This is a genomic window from Pseudomonas fluorescens, from assembly GCF_018614775.1.
GTDB classification, from domain to species: Bacteria; Pseudomonadota; Gammaproteobacteria; order Pseudomonadales; family Pseudomonadaceae; genus Aquipseudomonas; species Aquipseudomonas fluorescens_BY.
In genome coordinates this window covers 1-17,199 of record NZ_JAGGOF010000080.1, presented here as the reverse complement: position 1 = coordinate 17,199, position 17,199 = coordinate 1, and the positions used below count along the sequence as shown (strand labels likewise).

The window sequence follows — 17,199 nt, the reverse complement described above, 5'->3', positions numbered from 1 at the left end:
TCAGCCGGAAATACAGGCGTTGGCCGCGTCCTGCACATCGCCGGGACGCACCGGCACATTGGACATGCTTTCGTGCAGCTTGATGCTGCTGCCGCTGGAACGCTCGTCAATGTCGAACACCGCCGCCGGCAGACTCGACAATTTGCCCGGAACGATCACCCGAACACCGTTCTTGTGCGGCTCCATCTGCAGCGGCCCACGGCTGTCGGCCAGGTGCTCGGCAATGCATTTGGCGTACTCGTGGGGTTTCTTGCCGGAGATCACGCTCATGGTGGGGAGCGTCTGGTTGATGTCCGATACGGATGCACATCCACCCAAAGCCAATGCCAACACCCACACGCTGCGCTTCATATGATTCCTCCGATAAAGACCGTCGGACAGTGCAAACGCTGTTTTTTCTCCAGCGCCCACCGCCTTTTTTTTGCGCTTGCCGCGATAAATAACCAAAGCCTGGGACGCGGGCCGGATATTACCCCTTGAGGCTGATAAACTGCACGTCATTGTCCATGCTATCGCTCTGATTTTGTAGAAAAAGCCCTTCTGGAGGCGCCCATGAAATTCATTCACCAGCGCGAGCACCTGAACGAAGACGACATCGTCGTTATCGAATGCTCGCAGATGTGCAATATCCGTTTGATGAACGACGCCAACTTCCGCAGCTTCAAGAATGGCGGCCGGCACACCTATCACGGCGGTGCGTTCGATACGTTCCCGGCCAGGATCACTGCACCGAGCACCGGTTTCTGGAACATCACCATCGACACCGTCAACCGTCGGGCTATCAGCGTCACGCGCAAGCCGACCCTGACCCACAAGATCAAAATCATCCGGCGTTCCAGCTCGAAACTGAGCTGAGCATCGCCCACTGTCATGACAGGCAAAACCGTGGCCCAGACGACCAGATACGTCATCAAGTACAAGCTCAACGACGAACGCCGCTTCGAGTTCGCACAACTGGCAACCGGCACCGAGGAAGAAGCCAGGGCCGCCTTGCAGGCGCTGCATGGCAAGACCGGTGAAGTGATCAGCGACGTCAAGGTCAGCAAGGCGCTGTAACCCCCATCCCGATTGAGTGCCGTCGCCACGGATAGTGTTTGTCAGCGCAAGATCCGGGGTGGCGCCCAATGGGACACCCGCCAAACTGACCCATCCTATGCACTCAGGATGGTCACCATGTCCCCTGCCCGAGATTCACTCGCCCGTTCCATCAACGCAATTGACCGACCGACCCTGGAACGTCACCTCGACCAAGACGGCAGCGCCATCCTGCGCAACCTGTTGTCGCCGTCCCAATGCCATCAGCTCAGCGACCTGTATGCGCAGCCCGGGCTGTTCCGTTCCCGAGTGATCATGGCCCGTCACGGATTCGGGCGCGGCGAGTACCAGTATTTGCGCTACCCCTTGCCCGATACCGTCCAGCAACTGCGTGAATCGTTGTACCCACTGCTGGTACCCCTGGCGAACCGCTGGAACGAATGCATGGGCCTTGGCGTGCAATACCCCGGCGCGCACGCCGACTTCATCCAACGCTGTCACGCCGCCGGACAACAGCGCCCCACCCCGCTGTTGCTGCAATACGGCCCGCAGGACTACAACTGCCTGCACCAGGATCTGTACGGCGAGCAGGTGTTCCCGCTGCAAGTGGCGATCCTCCTGTCGGAACCGGGCAAGGACTTTACCGGTGGCGAATTCGTCCTGACCGAGCAACGCCCGCGCATGCAGTCGCGGCCCCAGGTCATCGATCTGAAACAAGGCGATGCCGTGGTGTTTGCCGTGCATCAGCGACCGGTCAAGGGCGTTCGCGGTTATTATCGGGTAAACATGCGCCATGGCGTCAGCTGCGTGCACAGCGGCCGCCGGCACACTTTGGGAATCATTTTTCATGATGCGCAGTGATGACACGCCGGTGACCCTGGATCTGTTCGCTGACCAGGCCCCCACCACGCCCGGCCAGACCGAGCAGATCGGCGTGCAATCGTTCGTGCTGCGCGGGTTCGCCCTGCCGTGGCTGGAACGTTTGCTGCCGGCGCTGGAAAGGGTGTTGCAGGCCGCACCGTTCCGGCAGATGGTTACGCCCGGCGGCTTTACCATGTCGGTTGCCTTGACCAGTTGCGGCGCACTGGGCTGGACCACCGACCGCAGCGGCTACCGCTATACGACCGACGATCCACAGACCGGTCACCCCTGGCCAGACATGCCGGCGGTGTTCCGCGAGCTGGCCCAGGCTGCCGCCCGCGCGGCGCTCTTCGAAGGCTTCGAACCGGATGCCTGCCTGATCAACCGCTACGTGCCCGGGGCGCGGATGTCGCTGCATCAGGACAAGAACGAACGCGCCCTCAGCGCCCCCATCGTCTCGATGTCCCTGGGCCTGCCGGCGGTGTTTCAGTTCGGCGGGTTCGAACGCAGCGACAAGAGCCTGCGCATTCCGCTGTTTCATGGCGACATCGTGGTCTGGGGCGGCGTCGACCGGTTGCGTTACCACGGCGTGCTGCCGCTCAAGGAAGGACAGCACCCGCACCTGGGCGCCCAGCGGATCAACCTGACCTTCCGCACCGCCGGCTGAAGATGCAGAATTCGACCGCAAGACCCGGAGTGTCGTCGCCTTGCAGGCTCGCTACTGTAGGCAAAACGGGCCAATGGACATAACGACCATGAACAGCACTTCGAACACTCTTGCCGCTGAACGGGATCCACGCTGGGCCGCCGTGCTCGCCCGCGATCCGCGCGCCGACGGGCAATTCGTCTACGGCGTGAAAACCACCGGCGTCTATTGCCACCCCAGCAGCCTGTCGCGGCTGCCCAACCCGCGCAACGTCGAGTTTTTTGACACGGCGCAGCAGGCCGAAGCCGCCGGTTATCGTCCCAGCAAGCGCGTAGCCCGGGACCAGACGCAGATTGCCGCCCAGCAAGCCGCACGGATCGCCAGCGCCTGCCGGCAGATCGAGGCGGCCGAAGTGCTGCCGGGGCTTAATGAACTGGCGCAGAGCGCGGGCCTGAGCCCTTTCCACTTTCATCGGGTGTTCAAGGCAATCACCGGCCTGACGCCCAAGGGGTACGCCGCCGCCCACCGCTCGCGCAAGGTGCGCGAACGCCTGGCCGATGGCGGCACCATCACCGAAGCGTTGTACGACGCCGGGTTCAATTCCAACAGCCGTTTCTATGCAGCCGCTGACAACGTCCTCGGCATGAAGCCCACCGACTATCGCGCCGCCGGGCAGAACACCGACATCCGCTTCGCCGTTGGTCAATGCTCCCTCGGGGCGATCCTGGTGGCGCAGAGCGAGCGTGGCGTGTGCGCGATCCTGTTGGGCGATGACCCGGACGCGTTGGTGCGCGACCTGCAGGATAAATTCCGCCGGGCCAATCTCATCGGTGCCGACCCCGCGTTCGAACAGTTGATCGCCCAAGTGGTGGGCTTCGTCGAGGCGCCGGCGCTGGGCCTCGACCTGCCGCTGGACCTGCGCGGCACCGCTTTCCAGGAAAGGGTCTGGCAAGCCCTGCGGGAGATTCCGCCCGGCAGCACCGCCAGCTACGCCGAGATTGCCCAGCGCATCGGCCTGCCCAAGGCCGTGCGCGCCGTGGCCCAGGCCTGCGGCGCCAACAGCCTGGCGGTGGCGATCCCCTGCCACCGGGTGGTGCGCAGCGACGGCAACCTGTCGGGCTATCGCTGGGGCGTCGAGCGTAAGCGTCAGTTGCTGGCGCTGGAGCGCTCATCGGGGGACTGAACGCCGATGTAGATCACCACTGATTCGGGGCCGCTGTAGACCTCGAAATCGGTGGTGAAGCGACGCACCGTTTGCGGGTTGTCGGCGAAATACGCCCAGATCAGGCCCCAGGCCTCGATCACACAGTCGGGCATCGGCCCCTTGGCTGAGAACGCCAGGTAGTCGCCACCTTCGATGTCCACGACGGGGTAGCCTGGGCTCGTCGCGTCGACCTGGACCCCGGCCGTCACATCGAAGTGGCCGGTGGCGTCGGACTCGTAATTGGAATACACCCCGTAGACGAACGACTCCGACTGCCGGGCCGGGATCGTGTCGAACAGCCCTTCAGTGAAGAACCGCTGCCACATGGGGCCGATCCTGGCCGTATCGGGCTGCTGTTCGTCGATGTTGCGGGTGCGCACCTGTAGACCGGCGACGCTGAAGGGTTCGACGGTCTTGAGTTTTACATCCATGCGTCAGGCTCCTTGATGGGTGAAGCCGCATGGTAATCCTCTGGCTGCAAGGATCAAGCGGCGGCGCTCCATTGAAAAACTCGACTGGCCCTGGCCGGGTCACACCTGTTAAAACCCTGTTTCCTTCCTGCCGTCGGAGACCCGCACATGAGCCAGTGGCCAGACACTCGCATTCTCGACCTGCTTGGTATCGAACTGCCCATCATCCAGGGGCCACTGGCCGGGGTTACCGGGCCGGCCATGGTAGTCGCTGCCTGCAATGCCGGCGGCCTGGGCTCGATGCCGGCGGCGATGCTGGACGTTGAACAACTGCGCCAGGCGTTGACGACGATCCGGGAACAGACCGACAAGCCGTTCAATGTGAATTTCTTCTGCCACCAGCCCCCGGTGTTTGATGAGCAGCGGGCCGCGGCGTGGAAGCAACGGCTCGAACCCTACTATCAGGAGCTGGGCGCCGACTTTGACGCACCGACGCCAGTGTCCAACCGCACACCGTTCGATGACGCCGCCTGCCGCGTGCTGGAGGCGATGCGACCCAAGGTGGTGAGTTTCCATTTCGGCCTGCCGGAAAAATCCCTGCTGGACCGGGTGAAAGCCACGGGTGCGAAGATCCTTTCCTCGGCCACCACCGTCGAAGAGGCGATCTGGCTGGAACAACACGGTTGCGACGCGATCATCGCCATGGGTTATGAAGCCGGCGGCCATCGCGGAATGTTCCTCAGCGATGACCTCAACACCCAGGTCGGCCTGTTTGCCTTGCTGCCCCAGGTGGTGGATGCGGTGAAGGTGCCGGTGATCGCCACCGGCGGTATCGGTGATGCGCGGGGGATCGTCGCGGCGTTCGCCCTGGGCGCGTCGGCGGTGCAACTGGGCAGCGCCTACCTGTTCACTCCCGAGGCCAGGATCAGCGCGTCCCATCACCGTGCGCTGCGCACGGCCAAGGAAAGCCAGACGGCTGTCACCAACCTGTTCACCGGCCGCCCGGCCCGAGGCATCGTCAACCGGGTGATGCGCGAAGTGGGCCCGATGAGCCCGCTGGCGCCGGCATTTCCGCTGGCGGGCGGCGCGCTGATGCCGTTGCGCGCCAAGGATGAAGCAGACTTCAGCAACCTCTGGGCCGGCCAGGCGTTTCCCCTGGGCCGGGAGTTGTCGGCTGGGGAACTGACGCGGCGGTTGGCCGATGAGGCGCTGGAGCAGCTGAATCGCCTCCGAGCAGGTGCGGGTTCCTGAGGTTCTCTCATCGCCTGCCAGGACGCTTTCGCGAGCAAGCTCGCTCCCACAATGAGTAACTGGTCGACCCACTGCAGAAAGTCGCATTCCGTTTGTCCGATATTCGCTATATATTTCCATATATAGCGAAACCAAGCCCACGGAGTCTTCGATGCGCCTCACCCGTTTCCTGCCGTTGCTGCTGACCACCCTCCTGTCCGCTGGCGTCGCCCGGGCCGATGAAGTGCAGGTGGCGGTGGCCGCCAATTTCACCGCCCCAATCCAGGCCATCGCCGCCGACTTCGAAAAAGACACTGGCCATAAACTGGTGGCGGCTTTTGGCGCGACCGGCCAGTTCTACACCCAGATCAAGAACGGTGCACCGTTCGAAGTCTTCCTGGCTGCCGATGACAGCACCCCGGCCAGACTGGAAAGCGAAGGCGATACCGTCAAGGGCTCGCGCCTCACCTACGCCATCGGCACGCTGGCGTTGTGGTCGGCCAAGGACGGCTACGTCGACGGCAAGGGCCAGGTGCTCAGCGACAACGGCTTCCAGCACCTGTCCATCGCCAACCCGAAAGCCGCCCCCTACGGGCTCGCCGCGACCCAAGTGCTGGACAAGTTGGGGCTGGCCGCCCAGGTCAAGGGCAAGATCGTCGAAGGCCAGAACATCACCCAGGCCTATCAGTTCGTCTCCACCGGCAACGCCGAACTCGGCTTCGTGGCCCTGTCGCAGATCTACAAGGACGGCAAGCTCACCAGCGGCTCGGCGTGGATCGTCCCGGCCGACCTGCACGACCTGATCAAACAGGACGCGGTGATCCTCAGCAAGGGCCGGGATAATCCCGCCGCCTTGGCGCTGATGGATTACCTCAAAGGTCCGAAAGCCGCCGCTATCATCCAAGCCTACGGTTATCAACGTTAAATGCCGCTGACCAGTGCCGACTTCGCCGCGATCTGGCTGACCCTGAAACTGGCGTCGGTGACCACGCTGATCCTGTTGCTCATCGGCACGCCCATCGCCCTGTGGCTGTCGCGCACGCAGTCCTGGCTGCGCGGACCGGTGGGCGCGGTGGTGGCGCTGCCGTTGGTGCTGCCGCCCACCGTGATCGGTTTCTACCTGCTGCTGGCCTTGGGACCGAACGGCTGGATCGGCCAATTCACCCGGGCGCTCGGGCTGGGCACCCTCACCTTCAGTTTCACCGGGCTGGTAGTCGGCTCGGTGATCTATTCCATGCCATTCGTGGTGCAGCCGTTGCAGAACGCCTTTGCCGCCATCGGCAGCCGTCCGCTGGAAGTCGCCGCCACCCTGCGGGCCGGGCCCTGGGACACGTTTTTCAGTGTCATCCTGCCCTTGGCCCGCCCAGGTTTCGTCACCGCCGCGATCCTCGGTTTCGCCCACACCGTTGGCGAGTTCGGCGTGGTGCTGATGATCGGCGGCAATATCCCGGAGAAGACCCGGGTGGTGTCGGTGCAGATCTACGACCATGTCGAAGCCCTGGAATACGCCCAGGCCCACTGGCTGGCCGCGGCGATGCTGGTGTTCTCATTCGTGGTGCTGCTGGCGCTGTATTCCAGCCGCCGAACCCGTGCCGGTTGGAGCTGATCGATGATTCACGCGCGTTTCCAACTCAAGCACGGGGACTTTTCCCTGGACCTGGATGTGCAACTGCCGGGCCGTGGCGTCACCGCGTTATATGGGCAATCCGGTTCCGGCAAGACCACCTGCCTGCGCTGCATTGCCGGACTGGAGCGGCCGGCCCGGGGGTTCATCGAGGTCAACGGCCAGGTCTGGCAGGACACTGAACGCGGCGTGTTCGTGCCGCCGCATCAACGGGCGCTGGGCTATGTGTTCCAGGAAGCGAGCCTGTTCGCCCATTTGTCGGTGCGGAACAACCTGGCGTTCGGCTTCAAGCGCATTGCCCCCAGACAACGGCGCGTCAGGATGGACCAGGCGACCGAATTGCTGGGCATCGGTCACTTGCTCGATCGCCAGCCCCACAACCTGTCCGGTGGCGAACGCCAGCGGGTCGGCATCGCCCGGGCCTTGCTGACCAGCCCGCAATTGTTGTTGATGGATGAACCGTTGGCGTCCCTCGACACCCGGCGCAAAAACGAGATCCTGCCTTACCTGCAACGGCTGCACGATGAGCTGGATATCCCGCTGTTGTACGTCAGCCATTCCCAGGACGAAGTGGCGCGCCTGGCCGATCACATCATCCTGCTGGAGGCCGGCCGCGCCCTGGCGAGCGGACCGATCGGCGAAACCCTGGCGCGGCTCGACCTGCCACTGGCCCTGGGGGATGATGCCGGCGTGGTGATCGAGGGCAAGGTCAGCGGTTATGACCCGGCCTATCAATTGCTCACGCTGAACCTGCCCGACAGTCAGCTGAACGTGCGCGTGGCCCACACGCCGCTGGCCGTCGGGCAAGCCTTGCGCTTCAAGGTCCAGGCCCGGGACGTCAGCCTCAGCCTGGCGAACGACGCCCAGACCAGCATTCTCAATCGCTTGCCGGTCACCGTTGTCAGCGAGTTGGCTGCGGACAATGCTGCCCATGTGTTGATTCGCCTGGACGCCGTCGGTACACCGCTGTTGGCGCGCATTACCCGCTATTCCCGTGATCAGTTGAAGTTGCATCCGGGGCAGGTGTTGTGGGCGCAGATCAAGGCCGTGGCGGTGTTGGCGTAGCGTTCTCGAGCTGTTGCCGCACCGCCAGTTCCACGCCCCGGATTTCCGCCAAACCCTTGAGGCGACCGATCAGCGAGTAGCCGGGTTGCTTTTGCGGCGCTGGTCGTCGAGCAGTTGACGGCGGCGACGCAACAGATCTCGGGCAACTGGGATGGCATTCTGATTGAATCCGTCCAGAGCGGGATCCCCGTCCCTGGACGTTTACCTCGAAGGCTTTACTTCGCGCCCTCGCAGTTGATCATCCAGGCAATTGCGAAACGGTCTTCGAACATGGCGAAACGTTCCGCCCAGAAGGTCTTCGCCAGCGGCATGTGCACGCTGCCACCGGCACTCAAGCCCTGGAACAGGCGCTCGGCCTCGGCCACGCTGTCGACGTTGAGGGACACCGACACGCCCTGGGGTTTCTGGTACGGCTGGCCCGGCGGGCAGTCGGAGGCCATCAGGCTGAAAGCACCAACGGTCAGGCAGGTGTGCATGATCAGGTTCGGGTCCTTGGGCATGCCGACCTCCTCGGGGGCGTCGGCAAAGGACATGGAAAATAGTTCACCGCCCAGCACCTCCTTGTACAACTCAAAGGCTTGCTTGCAGTGACCGTTGAAGGTCAGGTAGGGAATGATTCTCATGGTAGGTTCTCCTGTCGTCAGGGTTCACGGGGATAAGCCGCCTTTGTGGCGGCTCTACGGACTCATCGAACCGCGAGGCCCGAAATCGACAGCCGGACGAAAATAAATTTTAGCCGGCGGATCAATGCCAGTCATTTACAGATCCGCCATGAACCCTGCAGGAGCGAAGCTTGCTCGCGACAGCGGCGAGTCAGTTGATACCATGTTGACTGACTTGACCCCATCGCGAGCAAGCTTTGCTCCCACAAGCTTTGCAGCTAAAGCGTTCAGCGAATCAGATCAGGCGCTCTGCTCCTGTGCCAGCCGCTTCAGCAGCGCCTGGGCGGCCGCCTCGGAAGAGGCCGGATTCTGACCGGTGATCAGGTGCTCGTCCTCGACCACATAACTTCCCCAGTCCGCCGCCTTGGAATACTCGGCCCCTTTGGCCTTGAGCATGTCCTCGACCAGAAACGGCACTACCTGAGTCAGCCCCACCGCCTCTTCCTCGGTGTTGGTGAACCCGGTGACGTTCTTGCCCTTGACCAGCGGTTGGCCATCGGGCGCTACAACGTTCTTGAACACACCGGGCGCGTGACAAACCGCCGCCACCGGCTTGTTGGCGGCATACATGGCTTCGATGAGCACCTTCGAATCCTGGTCCTCGGCGAGGTCCCACAGCGGGCCATGACCGCCGGGATAGAACACGGCATCGAAGTCGTAGGGGTCTACCTCGCCCAGCAGGACCGTGGCAGCCAGGGCCGCCTGGGCATCGGTGTCCGTGCGAAAACGCCGGGTGGCCTCCGTTTGTGCGTCCTCTTCGTTACTCTTGGGGTCCAACGGCGGCTGTCCACCCTGGGGAGATGCCAGCGTAACGCTCGCCCCCGCATCAACGAACACGAAATAAGGAGCGGCAAACTCCTCCAGCCAGAAACCGGTTTTCTTGCCGGTGTCGCCCAACCGGTCGTGGGATGTAAGGACCATTAGAATCTTCATCTGAACCGCTCCTCCAAATGTAAAAGGCAGCGCTGGGTCGCCCTGCATTACTGTCAGAGGCTGCCCGGAGGGAGACGTTCAAGTGGGGTGGTCCTGACACCTGAGGTGCCAGGTCCAAAGACCACGTTATTCATCGTTACCAGGACAACACCGCCCCCACCGCAAACGTATCGGTGTTTTCATTCTGGGCGCTGGTGTCGTGGCCGTTGATTTCGAACTGGTTGTACTCCGCCACGAGCTTGAGGTTGTCGTTGACGTCATGAAACAGCGCGATGCCCCGGGTTTCATAATCGGCGCCGCTGCCCACCACGCCGTTGCCGTCGTCATCGGTCTTGCCATAGGACAGCGCCAGGCGGTTCTTGCCCAGTTTGTAGGAGCCCTGCAACAGGTAGCCCTTGCTGTCGACATTGCGCAAGGTGGCTTCACCGGCATTGTTGGTGAAGAACGGGTTGATGCCCTTGGCCTGGAACCCGGAGCCGGTCAACGAGAGGCCGCCCATCTTGGCCTGCACGCCGTAGCCAAGGCCTTTGGAGGTCACCGACTCGACATTGGAATCGGTGTTGTCGGAAGTCTGGTAGCTGCCGTTGAGCCAGCTGTAGATCTTTGCTCCGCCCAGGTCGAACTGGTAGGTGATCTCGCTCTCGGTGCGCGGGTTTTCCTGGTAGGCCTTGCCGGTGGCGCTGTTGTCGTTGGTGTCCACCGGGTCCATGATGCCCACCGCTACCCGCAGTCCCTCCATCACCGGCGTGCGGTAGGTGATCTGCGAGGTCGGGAACGGGTATGGATACCCGCTGCCGATGTTGCCGAACGAGACGCCCCCGCCATCCACCAACCCCAGCGTGTCGCTGACCTGGCCATAGCCGGCCAGCAGTTCGTCGAGCAGGATGTTGGAGCGGGCGAACAGGCCGAAGTCTTTACCGATCAACACCTCCCCCCACGCCGGGTTGGCCACGGTGCCGTAGAATTGCCGCACATCGATGGCGGTGTCGGTGCCGTTGGTTTCGCTGTCGTTGATGGTCACCCAGAACGAAGCGCGGGCGCCGAGCTTGAGGTCATCGACCTGCTTGCCCATGTTGAAACCCAGGTAGTTGGGCAAGAAGCCCATCTTGACCCGTGCCTGACGCCGGTCGTACTGCTCCCCTGCCCGGTCCACGTCGCTGTTGACGTAGAAGGCGTTGATGTAGCCGTCGGTGGAAAAGGTGGTCTGGTCCTTGTCGTACAGCATGATTTCGGCCTGGGCCCAGGGTGTCAGGCTCAGGGTCGAAAGGCTGGCGATGATTGCTGGCAAAAAACGCTGGCGGGTATTTTTATTGTTGTGCATGGCGCGCTCCGCGACGTGGGACGGGATGTCGGAAGCGATTATCGAAAGGCGGCGGGCCCCGCCATACGCTGCCTTGGAGGCAATTGGCGGGTGCTTTGGAAGCGCGGGTCCGGCGCGGCAGTTTGGGCGTAGGACCCTGAGCCAGCAGGGCGCAATACTTCGGGCCCGCTTCCACAGATGATTGTTGCAAAGAGGTTCTTGTGGCGAGGGCGCTGGCTGCCGCTGGCGTGCGCAGCAGGCCCCCTCGATCTCACTCAAAACCTCGGCTTGACGGTCTTCCACTCCGGCCGGTAGCGCTGCATCTGCCGCACATCGTCGCGCTGGCGGATGCCACAACTGAGAAACTGATCATGCAGCTTGCCCAGTTGATCGCGGTCCAGTTCCAATCCAAGGCCCGGTGCCCGGGTGATTTTCACGCAGCCGTCGACAATCGGCAGCTTGCCGCCCTTGATCACTTCCTCGTCCGGCTCCTGCCAGGGGTAATGGGTGTCGCAGGCGTAATCCAGGTTCGGCACCGCCGCCGCCACATGGGCCATCGCCATCAGGCTGATACCCAGGTGCGAGTTGGAATGCATCGACACCCCCAAGCCAAACGTGCTGCACATCTTCGCCAGCACCTGGGTGTCCCGCAGGCCGCCCCAGTAATGATGGTCCGCCAACACGATCTGCACGCTGTCGAGCGCCACGCTGCGACGGAACTCATCGAAATCGGTGACCACCATGTTGGTCGCCAACGACAGGCCGGTGCGTTTGTGCAGCTCGGACATGCCGTCCAGCCCCGGGGTCGGGTCCTCGTAATATTGCAGGTCGTCGCCGAGCCGTTCGGCCATGCGGATGGACGTTTCCAGCGACCAGTTGGCATTCGGGTCGATGCGCAACGGGTAGCCGGGAAACGCCTGTTTCAACGCCTTGATACAGGCAACTTCGTGCTCGGGTTCAAGAGCACCGGCCTTGAGCTTGATGCTCTTGAAGCCGTAGTCCTGGATCATGCGCCGGGCCTGGGCAACGATCTGCTGTTCATCCAGCGCCTCGCCCCAACTGTCGGGCGGGTACGGCGAATCGATGTGCTCGGCGTACTTGAAGAACAGGTAGGCGCTGAACGGAATTTCATCGCGGATCGCGCCGCCGAGAAGATCCACCAGCGGCACATTCAGGTAATGGGCCTGGAGGTCCAGGCAGGCCACTTCAAACGCCGAGTAGGCATTGCTCACCGCCTTGCTCGCGTGGGAGCCCGGCGCCAATTCGGCACCGGCGACGCTGGTCGGTCGTTGCGCGGCAACCGTCGCCTCGACAATTGCCCGCAACCGGTTGAGGTTGAACGGGTCCAGGCCGATCAACCGCTCCTGAAGTTGCTGTTGGATCGCCAGGGCCGGCGCGTCGCCGTAGCTCTCGCCCAGGCCGATGTAACCGTTGTCGCTCTCGATCTCGATGATCGAGCGCAACGCGAACGGCTCATGAATACCGCTGGCGTTGAGCAACGGTGGATCGCGAAACGCGATGGGTGTGACGGTGACGCGTTTGATCTTCATACAGCGGCTCCCGATGGGCCAGGGTTCAAGGCTTGGCGTTGTTCCGACTGATCGGCGTCGGCAATGGTTTCGGGCCGACCGGATAACGAGTTGGGCGTGTCACGGCGCGGCGAGGTCCGTGCGAAAAAGATCACCACGGCGGCGATCAGCGAGGTAATCGCCAGGCCATAAAGGCCGCCCTCGATGGAGCCGGTGGTCTGTTCCAGGAAACCGAAGGCGGTTGGCGCGACGAAGCCGCCGAGGTTACCGATGGAGTTGATCAAGGCGATCACAGCCGCCGCGATACGGGCGTCCAGATAGCCCTGCGGAATCGGCCAGAATAGCGCTGACGCGGCCTTGAAACCGATCGCCGCAAAACAGATCGCGACGAAGGCGAAGACCGGCCCGCCCGTGGTGGACATGAACATGCCGAACGCGGCGATCACCAGCGTCACCGCGACCCAGGCCTGCTGGAACTTCCACCGACCGGCCAGGGCGGCAAAGCCGTACATCGCCACGATGGAAATGATCCAGGGTATGGAGTTGAGCAAGCCGACCTGGAAGTCCCCCAGGTTGCCCATTTTCTTGATCATGCTCGGCAACCAGAACGTGGCGCCATAGATGGTCAGGGCGATGGAGAAGTAGATGAAGCAGAACAGCGCGATCTGTCGGTCGGCGAGCAATTTGAACATCGACGGCTTGATCACCTGCGCGGCTTCCCGGACCCGTTGCTCTTCGGCAATGGCGGCGATCAACACGGTTTTCTCTTCAGCGGTCAGCCACTTGGCCTGGCTCGGGTGCGATTGCAGCCAGAACCAGACAAACCCGCACAACACGATGGAGGCAAAACCTTCGATCAGAAACATCCACTGCCAGCCGTGCAGGCCCATCCCGTTGACGTGCAACAGCGCGCCGGACACCGGCCCGGATATCACCGAGGCGATGGCCGAGCCACTCAGGAAGATCGCCATCGCCTTACCGCGCTCGTTGGCGGGCAGCCATTGGGTGAAGTAGTAGATGATGCCGGGAAAGAAGCCCGCCTCCGCCGCACCGAGAATGAAGCGCAGCACGTAGAAGCTGGTTTCGCCGCGCACGAAGGCCATCGCCATCGCCGCCGCGCCCCAGGTGAACATGATCCGTGTCAGCCAGGCTCGTGCGCCGTAGCGTTGCAGGAGCATGTTGGAGGGGACTTCGAACAGCGCGTAGCCGACGAAGAACAGCCCGGCGCCGAGCCCATAGGCAGCGGCGCCGATGCCCAGGTCGGTTTCCAGGTGGCTGCGCACGAAGCCGATGTTGACCCGGTCGATGTAGTTGACGATGAACATCACCACCACCAGTGGCAGTACATGTCGTTTGACCTTGGCCGCCGCGAGCGCCAGGGTGCTCGCCGGCGTGGAGTCCGGTAGGTTGTTCAAGGGGTGCCTCCCGATCATTGTTTTTGTGGGGAACGGGAGGATGATGGACGCGGCGGATTGTTCCCGTCTAATCTAACTTGGCACTTGATTGATACCCGGATTGAATCAATGTTTGAACTGGCCCAACTGCGCTGCTTCACCACGGTGGCGACCGAACTCAATTTTCGGCGTGCCGCCGAACGCCTGAACATGACCCAGCCGCCCCTCAGCCGGCAGATCCAATTGCTGGAGCATCACCTGGGCGTCGAACTGTTCACCCGCAGCACTCGCAGCGTGGCGCTCACCGCCGCCGGCCGGGCCTTCTTCATCGAAGCCCAGAATCTGCTGGAACAAGCGCAGCAAGCCGCCGTGGCCGCCCGACGATTCGCCCAGGGCGACATCGGCTCGGTCACCATCAGCTTCGTCGGCAGCGCGGTGTACGAGTTCCTGCCCAAGGTGATCGCCGAAGCGCGGCTGAAACAGCCCCAGGTGAAAATCGTCCTGTCGGAGATGAACACCTACCAGCAGCACGAGGCCTTGCGCGCCCGGCGCATCGACCTCGGCATCGTCCGCTCGCCGCTGCTGGAAACCGGCTACGCCACCGAGTGCCTGGTGCGCGAACCCTTTGTACTGGCGGTCCCGGCCGGGCATCCGCTGGCCCAGGCCCGGACCGTGAGCGTGCAAGACCTGGATGCCCAGCCGTTCCTCATGTACTCCCATTCCGCCTACCCGCCCTTCAACGAACTGCTCACCGGCATGCTTCGCTCGGCCCGGGTCGCGCCGCAATTCGTGCAATGGCTGGGCTCGTCGCTGACGATCCTGGCGCTGGTCAACGCCGGCATGGGCCTGGCGCTGGTACCGCGCTGCGCCACCAGTGTGGTGTTCAAGCAGGTGGTGTTCCGCGAAATCGACCTGGGCGAAGGGATACAGAGCGAGCTGCACCTGGTGTGGCGCGAGGACAACGACAACCCGGCGTTCACCATGTTGCTGGAGGGGATTCGGGGCGCGGTTCGGGCAAATTGAATCATCCGCTCATCTATACCGTCGCCCCAAAGTAGTTGTACGATGACCGATGAGAGCATTCAAATGTGCTCACACGTTCCTCATACCTACAAAAACAAGGAAAAACCCCATGAAGAAAGCGACATTGGTCCTCAGCTTCCTGTGCCTGTTCGGCGGCTACGCCGCAACCGCTGCGGCTTCGGCCGAGCAAGACGTGGCCCTGGCCGTTGATCACCTGACCCAGGCGATGCTGCACAAGGACATCCCTCAACTGCAGGCATTGGCCGCCGAGAACCTCACCTATGGGCATTCCAGTGGGAATATCCAGGACAAGAAAGCCTTTATCGCCGACATCGAAACCGGCAAGAGTGCGTTCAAGACCCTGGAAATGAAGAACCAGAAGATCACCCTGTCGGGCGACACCGCGCTGGTACGCAACCACTTCTCGGCGCAGGCGATCAAGGGCAGCGACATCGTGCCAACCGAGATCGAGAACTTCCAGATCTGGCAGAAGCAGAAAGACGGAAAGTGGCTGCTGATTGGTCGGCAGGCGTTCAAGTTCTAACCGCCTCGAAGTATGCGAGCGAGCCTGCTCCGATGGCGTCAGTCCAGTGAACCTTTCTGCAAGCTGAACGACCGCTATCGCGAGCAGGCTCGCTCCCACAGGGCTCTCTCACAGGGGCATCTGCTCAGATGCCTGCCCACTGCTCCCGGTACGGCATCAGGAAATCGACGAAGGCGCGGACGCGCTGGGGCATGTAGCGGCCATGGGGATAGAGCAAAGTGAACGGGCGTGAGCGGCCACTGAACGGCTGCAGCACTTCCTCCAGGCGACCGTCCGCCAGCGCCTGTTCGACGATGAATCGGTAGGTCTGGAACAGCCCTGCGCCATGCGTGGCCAGCGTCACCCCGCCGAGCACGTCATCCGAACAGCAATAGCTGCCTTGGCCGAAGACTTCCCGTTCCTTGCCTTCGACGCTGAACAACCAGGAAATCCGTCGGCCGCTGCTGGGCAACTCGAACTGGATGCACTCATGCTCGTCCAGGTCCTCCAGGGTCCGTGGCGTGCCGGCCGTTCTGAGGTAATCCGGCGCCGCGACCACCACCAGTTTCGCGTCTTCCAGTTGTCGGGCGATCATCGAGGAGTCCGGCTGGGCCCGTACCCGGATCGCCAGGTCATAGCCCTCGGCGACGAAGTCGATGTTGCGATTGCTCAGGTGCACATCCACGCTGACTTGCGGGTACAGCGCCCGAAATGCCGGCAGCAGCGGCAGGATCCGATGATGACCGTAAGTGGTTGGCAGGCTGATGCGCAGTTGCCCGGACGGTACCGATTGGGCGCCCATCATTTCCTGTTGCGCCTCGACCAGTTGCGTCAATGCCTGTCGGCATTGTTCGAAATAGGTCTTGCCGGCGTCGGTCAGGCGGATGCTGCGGGTGGTGCGCACGAACAGGCGCGAACCCAGGCGCTCTTCCAGGCGAAAGATCGAACGGCTCACCGCCGCCGGGGTGACACCCGCCACCTGAGCGGCCGCCGTGAAGCTGCCCGCCTCGGCCGCCAGGCAGAACAGTTCGATGCTGCCCAACTGCAAGTCTTCGAAATGACGCTTCATGATTCGTTACACCGCGTATCAACTGAAGATTCCAGGTGCCTGTTTATCAGGCCGGCGCGTATAAATACAGTGGCCCGGTTGCGCGGGAATCGTCCTGCGCGCGTGTTCATCAACAGGAGTGCGACATGCCCTTTGTCAACGTACGAATTACCCGCGATGGCGTCACCCGCGAGCAGAAAGCCCAGGTGATTGCCGAGATCACCGATACCCTTCAACGGGTGCTGGGCAAGGACCCGCACCTGACCCATATCGTGATCGAGGAAGTGGATACGGATAATTGGGGGTATGCGGGGATGACGACGACGGAGTATCGAAGTCTTCCCAAGGCGTAAGGTTTCAGCCTTCCGAGCCCGGTTCAAGTGACCGGGCTTTTTGTACTTGGTGATTCACTCTGTGGGAGCGAGCTTGCTCGCGAAGACGTCGACACAGCCACCCTCCACGCAAGCTGAACCACCGCTTTCGCGAGCAAGCCCGCTCCCACAAGGGATCGGGGCTCACCGAAAATCTGCCGTCCAACAAATACCTCTGTGGGAGCGAGCTTGCTCGCGAAGACGTCGGCACAGCCACTCTCCATAGCAAGCTGAACCACCGCTTTCGCGAGCAAGCTGAACTGGTCAAGTAATATTGGACACCAGTTAAGGTTTTTTCAGGCCGCCATTTTTTCCCTGGCGACCGGTGACCGGTAATTGTT

20 protein-coding genes are annotated in these 17,199 nt (G+C 62.5%); 12 read left to right on the top strand and 8 right to left on the bottom strand.

Annotated elements, in window-relative coordinates; translation table 11 throughout:
- Window positions 1-351: a hypothetical protein gene (locus J7E36_RS19525; RefSeq protein WP_215006496.1), complete on the bottom strand. Its 351-nt coding sequence runs from the start codon at window positions 349-351 to the stop codon at window positions 1-3.
- Between the two features lie 201 nt (window positions 352-552).
- Here J7E36_RS19525 and J7E36_RS19520 point away from each other — a divergent pair, with 201 nt between their 5' ends.
- The 5 genes from J7E36_RS19520 (at window position 553) to ada (ending at window position 3,725) form a co-directional block, all read left to right on the top strand.
- Window positions 553-855: a DUF1883 domain-containing protein gene (locus J7E36_RS19520; protein WP_003182962.1), complete on the top strand. Its 303-nt coding sequence runs from the start codon at window positions 553-555 to the stop codon at window positions 853-855.
- 15 nt (window positions 856-870) lie between these two features.
- Complete coding sequence (locus J7E36_RS19515) at window positions 871-1,056, top strand: hypothetical protein (protein WP_215006543.1); 186 nt, start codon at window positions 871-873, stop codon at window positions 1,054-1,056.
- A 117-nt stretch (window positions 1,057-1,173) separates the two neighbouring features.
- Window positions 1,174-1,896, top strand: coding sequence for a 2OG-Fe(II) oxygenase (locus J7E36_RS19510; protein ID WP_231286404.1), 723 nt, complete (start codon window positions 1,174-1,176; stop codon window positions 1,894-1,896).
- A complete protein-coding gene (gene alkB, locus J7E36_RS19505; protein WP_435304185.1) occupies window positions 1,883-2,563 on the top strand; it encodes a DNA oxidative demethylase AlkB in 681 nt (226 codons plus the stop codon). Before J7E36_RS19510 ends, alkB begins: the two co-directional genes overlap by 14 nt.
- Before the next feature lie 88 nt (window positions 2,564-2,651).
- Entirely contained in the window at window positions 2,652-3,725 is a 1,074-nt protein-coding gene (gene ada / locus J7E36_RS19500; RefSeq protein WP_215006489.1) for a bifunctional DNA-binding transcriptional regulator/O6-methylguanine-DNA methyltransferase Ada, read from the top strand.
- Here ada and J7E36_RS19495 read toward each other — a convergent pair.
- Entirely contained in the window at window positions 3,689-4,177 is a 489-nt protein-coding gene (locus J7E36_RS19495) for a GyrI-like domain-containing protein (protein WP_215006486.1), read from the bottom strand. The two genes, ada and J7E36_RS19495, sit on opposite strands and share 37 nt — an antisense overlap.
- A 147-nt stretch (window positions 4,178-4,324) precedes the next feature.
- On the opposite strand from J7E36_RS19495, the gene J7E36_RS19490 reads away from it, so the two are divergent.
- The 4 genes from J7E36_RS19490 (at window position 4,325) to modC (ending at window position 8,075) form a co-directional block, all read left to right on the top strand.
- Complete coding sequence (locus J7E36_RS19490) at window positions 4,325-5,407, top strand: NAD(P)H-dependent flavin oxidoreductase (RefSeq protein ID WP_215006484.1); 1,083 nt, start codon at window positions 4,325-4,327, stop codon at window positions 5,405-5,407.
- 151 nt (window positions 5,408-5,558) lie between these two features.
- Window positions 5,559-6,311, top strand: a complete 753-nt coding sequence (gene modA / locus J7E36_RS19485) for a molybdate ABC transporter substrate-binding protein (RefSeq protein ID WP_215006482.1) — start codon at window positions 5,559-5,561, stop codon at window positions 6,309-6,311.
- A complete protein-coding gene (modB, locus tag J7E36_RS19480) occupies window positions 6,312-6,992 on the top strand; it encodes a molybdate ABC transporter permease subunit (RefSeq protein WP_215006480.1) in 681 nt (226 codons plus the stop codon).
- A gap of 3 nt (window positions 6,993-6,995) precedes the next feature.
- Window positions 6,996-8,075 (top strand): molybdenum ABC transporter ATP-binding protein, encoded by a 1,080-nt coding sequence (modC, locus tag J7E36_RS19475; protein WP_215006478.1) that lies wholly within the window; start codon window positions 6,996-6,998, stop codon window positions 8,073-8,075.
- Window positions 8,076-8,290: 215 nt separating this feature from the next.
- On the opposite strand, the gene J7E36_RS19470 is transcribed toward modC, so the two are convergent.
- From J7E36_RS19470 to J7E36_RS19450, 5 genes are all read right to left on the bottom strand, one after another.
- On the bottom strand, window positions 8,291-8,698 hold the full coding sequence (locus tag J7E36_RS19470; protein WP_215006476.1) for a VOC family protein: 408 nt from the start codon (window positions 8,696-8,698) through the stop codon (window positions 8,291-8,293).
- 279 nt (window positions 8,699-8,977) lie between these two features.
- Window positions 8,978-9,670 (bottom strand): type 1 glutamine amidotransferase domain-containing protein, encoded by a 693-nt coding sequence (locus J7E36_RS19465; RefSeq protein ID WP_215006474.1) that lies wholly within the window; start codon window positions 9,668-9,670, stop codon window positions 8,978-8,980.
- A gap of 136 nt (window positions 9,671-9,806) precedes the next feature.
- A complete protein-coding gene (locus tag J7E36_RS19460; protein ID WP_215006471.1) occupies window positions 9,807-10,991 on the bottom strand; it encodes a porin in 1,185 nt (394 codons plus the stop codon).
- Between the two features lie 254 nt (window positions 10,992-11,245).
- A complete protein-coding gene (locus J7E36_RS19455) occupies window positions 11,246-12,520 on the bottom strand; it encodes a glucarate dehydratase family protein (protein ID WP_215006468.1) in 1,275 nt (424 codons plus the stop codon).
- Window positions 12,517-13,932, bottom strand: a complete 1,416-nt coding sequence (locus J7E36_RS19450; protein ID WP_215006465.1) for an MFS transporter — start codon at window positions 13,930-13,932, stop codon at window positions 12,517-12,519. Before J7E36_RS19450 ends, J7E36_RS19455 begins: the two co-directional genes overlap by 4 nt.
- Window positions 13,933-14,022: 90 nt before the next feature.
- Here J7E36_RS19450 and J7E36_RS19445 point away from each other — a divergent pair, with 90 nt between their 5' ends.
- Both J7E36_RS19445 and J7E36_RS19440 read left to right on the top strand, forming a co-directional pair.
- The gene (locus J7E36_RS19445; RefSeq protein ID WP_215006463.1) at window positions 14,023-14,916 is read left to right on the top strand and encodes a LysR substrate-binding domain-containing protein; all 894 of its coding nucleotides are present in this window, start codon (window positions 14,023-14,025) and stop codon (window positions 14,914-14,916) included.
- Window positions 14,917-15,025: 109 nt separating this feature from the next.
- Complete coding sequence (locus J7E36_RS19440) at window positions 15,026-15,460, top strand: nuclear transport factor 2 family protein (protein ID WP_215006461.1); 435 nt, start codon at window positions 15,026-15,028, stop codon at window positions 15,458-15,460.
- Window positions 15,461-15,584: 124 nt separating this feature from the next.
- On the opposite strand, the gene J7E36_RS19435 is transcribed toward J7E36_RS19440, so the two are convergent.
- Complete coding sequence (locus J7E36_RS19435) at window positions 15,585-16,508, bottom strand: LysR family transcriptional regulator (protein ID WP_215006459.1); 924 nt, start codon at window positions 16,506-16,508, stop codon at window positions 15,585-15,587.
- A 125-nt stretch (window positions 16,509-16,633) separates the two neighbouring features.
- Between J7E36_RS19435 and J7E36_RS19430 the strand changes: the two genes are divergently transcribed.
- A complete protein-coding gene (locus J7E36_RS19430; protein ID WP_215006456.1) occupies window positions 16,634-16,840 on the top strand; it encodes a tautomerase family protein in 207 nt (68 codons plus the stop codon).
- Window positions 16,841-17,199: the final 359 nt, after the last annotated feature.

What these genes read in the sequence shown, in the direction of transcription:
- J7E36_RS19525 (WP_215006496.1), bottom strand. Translation starts at nt 351, where the DNA reads ATGAAGCGCAGCGTGTGGGTGTTGGCATTGGCTTTGGGTGGATGTGCA.
- J7E36_RS19520 (WP_003182962.1), top strand. Translation starts at nt 553, where the DNA reads ATGAAATTCATTCACCAGCGCGAGCACCTGAACGAAGACGACATCGTC.
- J7E36_RS19515 (WP_215006543.1), top strand. Translation starts at nt 871, where the DNA reads ATGACAGGCAAAACCGTGGCCCAGACGACCAGATACGTCATCAAGTAC.
- J7E36_RS19510 (WP_231286404.1), top strand. Translation starts at nt 1,174, where the DNA reads ATGTCCCCTGCCCGAGATTCACTCGCCCGTTCCATCAACGCAATTGAC.
- alkB (WP_435304185.1), top strand. Translation starts at nt 1,883, where the DNA reads ATGATGCGCAGTGATGACACGCCGGTGACCCTGGATCTGTTCGCTGAC.
- ada (WP_215006489.1), top strand. Translation starts at nt 2,652, where the DNA reads ATGAACAGCACTTCGAACACTCTTGCCGCTGAACGGGATCCACGCTGG.
- J7E36_RS19495 (WP_215006486.1), bottom strand. Translation starts at nt 4,177, where the DNA reads ATGGATGTAAAACTCAAGACCGTCGAACCCTTCAGCGTCGCCGGTCTA.
- J7E36_RS19490 (WP_215006484.1), top strand. Translation starts at nt 4,325, where the DNA reads ATGAGCCAGTGGCCAGACACTCGCATTCTCGACCTGCTTGGTATCGAA.
- modA (WP_215006482.1), top strand. Translation starts at nt 5,559, where the DNA reads ATGCGCCTCACCCGTTTCCTGCCGTTGCTGCTGACCACCCTCCTGTCC.
- modB (WP_215006480.1), top strand. Translation starts at nt 6,312, where the DNA reads ATGCCGCTGACCAGTGCCGACTTCGCCGCGATCTGGCTGACCCTGAAA.
- modC (WP_215006478.1), top strand. Translation starts at nt 6,996, where the DNA reads ATGATTCACGCGCGTTTCCAACTCAAGCACGGGGACTTTTCCCTGGAC.
- J7E36_RS19470 (WP_215006476.1), bottom strand. Translation starts at nt 8,698, where the DNA reads ATGAGAATCATTCCCTACCTGACCTTCAACGGTCACTGCAAGCAAGCC.
- J7E36_RS19465 (WP_215006474.1), bottom strand. Translation starts at nt 9,670, where the DNA reads ATGAAGATTCTAATGGTCCTTACATCCCACGACCGGTTGGGCGACACC.
- J7E36_RS19460 (WP_215006471.1), bottom strand. Translation starts at nt 10,991, where the DNA reads ATGCACAACAATAAAAATACCCGCCAGCGTTTTTTGCCAGCAATCATC.
- J7E36_RS19455 (WP_215006468.1), bottom strand. Translation starts at nt 12,520, where the DNA reads ATGAAGATCAAACGCGTCACCGTCACACCCATCGCGTTTCGCGATCCA.
- J7E36_RS19450 (WP_215006465.1), bottom strand. Translation starts at nt 13,932, where the DNA reads ATGATCGGGAGGCACCCCTTGAACAACCTACCGGACTCCACGCCGGCG.
- J7E36_RS19445 (WP_215006463.1), top strand. Translation starts at nt 14,023, where the DNA reads ATGTTTGAACTGGCCCAACTGCGCTGCTTCACCACGGTGGCGACCGAA.
- J7E36_RS19440 (WP_215006461.1), top strand. Translation starts at nt 15,026, where the DNA reads ATGAAGAAAGCGACATTGGTCCTCAGCTTCCTGTGCCTGTTCGGCGGC.
- J7E36_RS19435 (WP_215006459.1), bottom strand. Translation starts at nt 16,508, where the DNA reads ATGAAGCGTCATTTCGAAGACTTGCAGTTGGGCAGCATCGAACTGTTC.
- J7E36_RS19430 (WP_215006456.1), top strand. Translation starts at nt 16,634, where the DNA reads ATGCCCTTTGTCAACGTACGAATTACCCGCGATGGCGTCACCCGCGAG.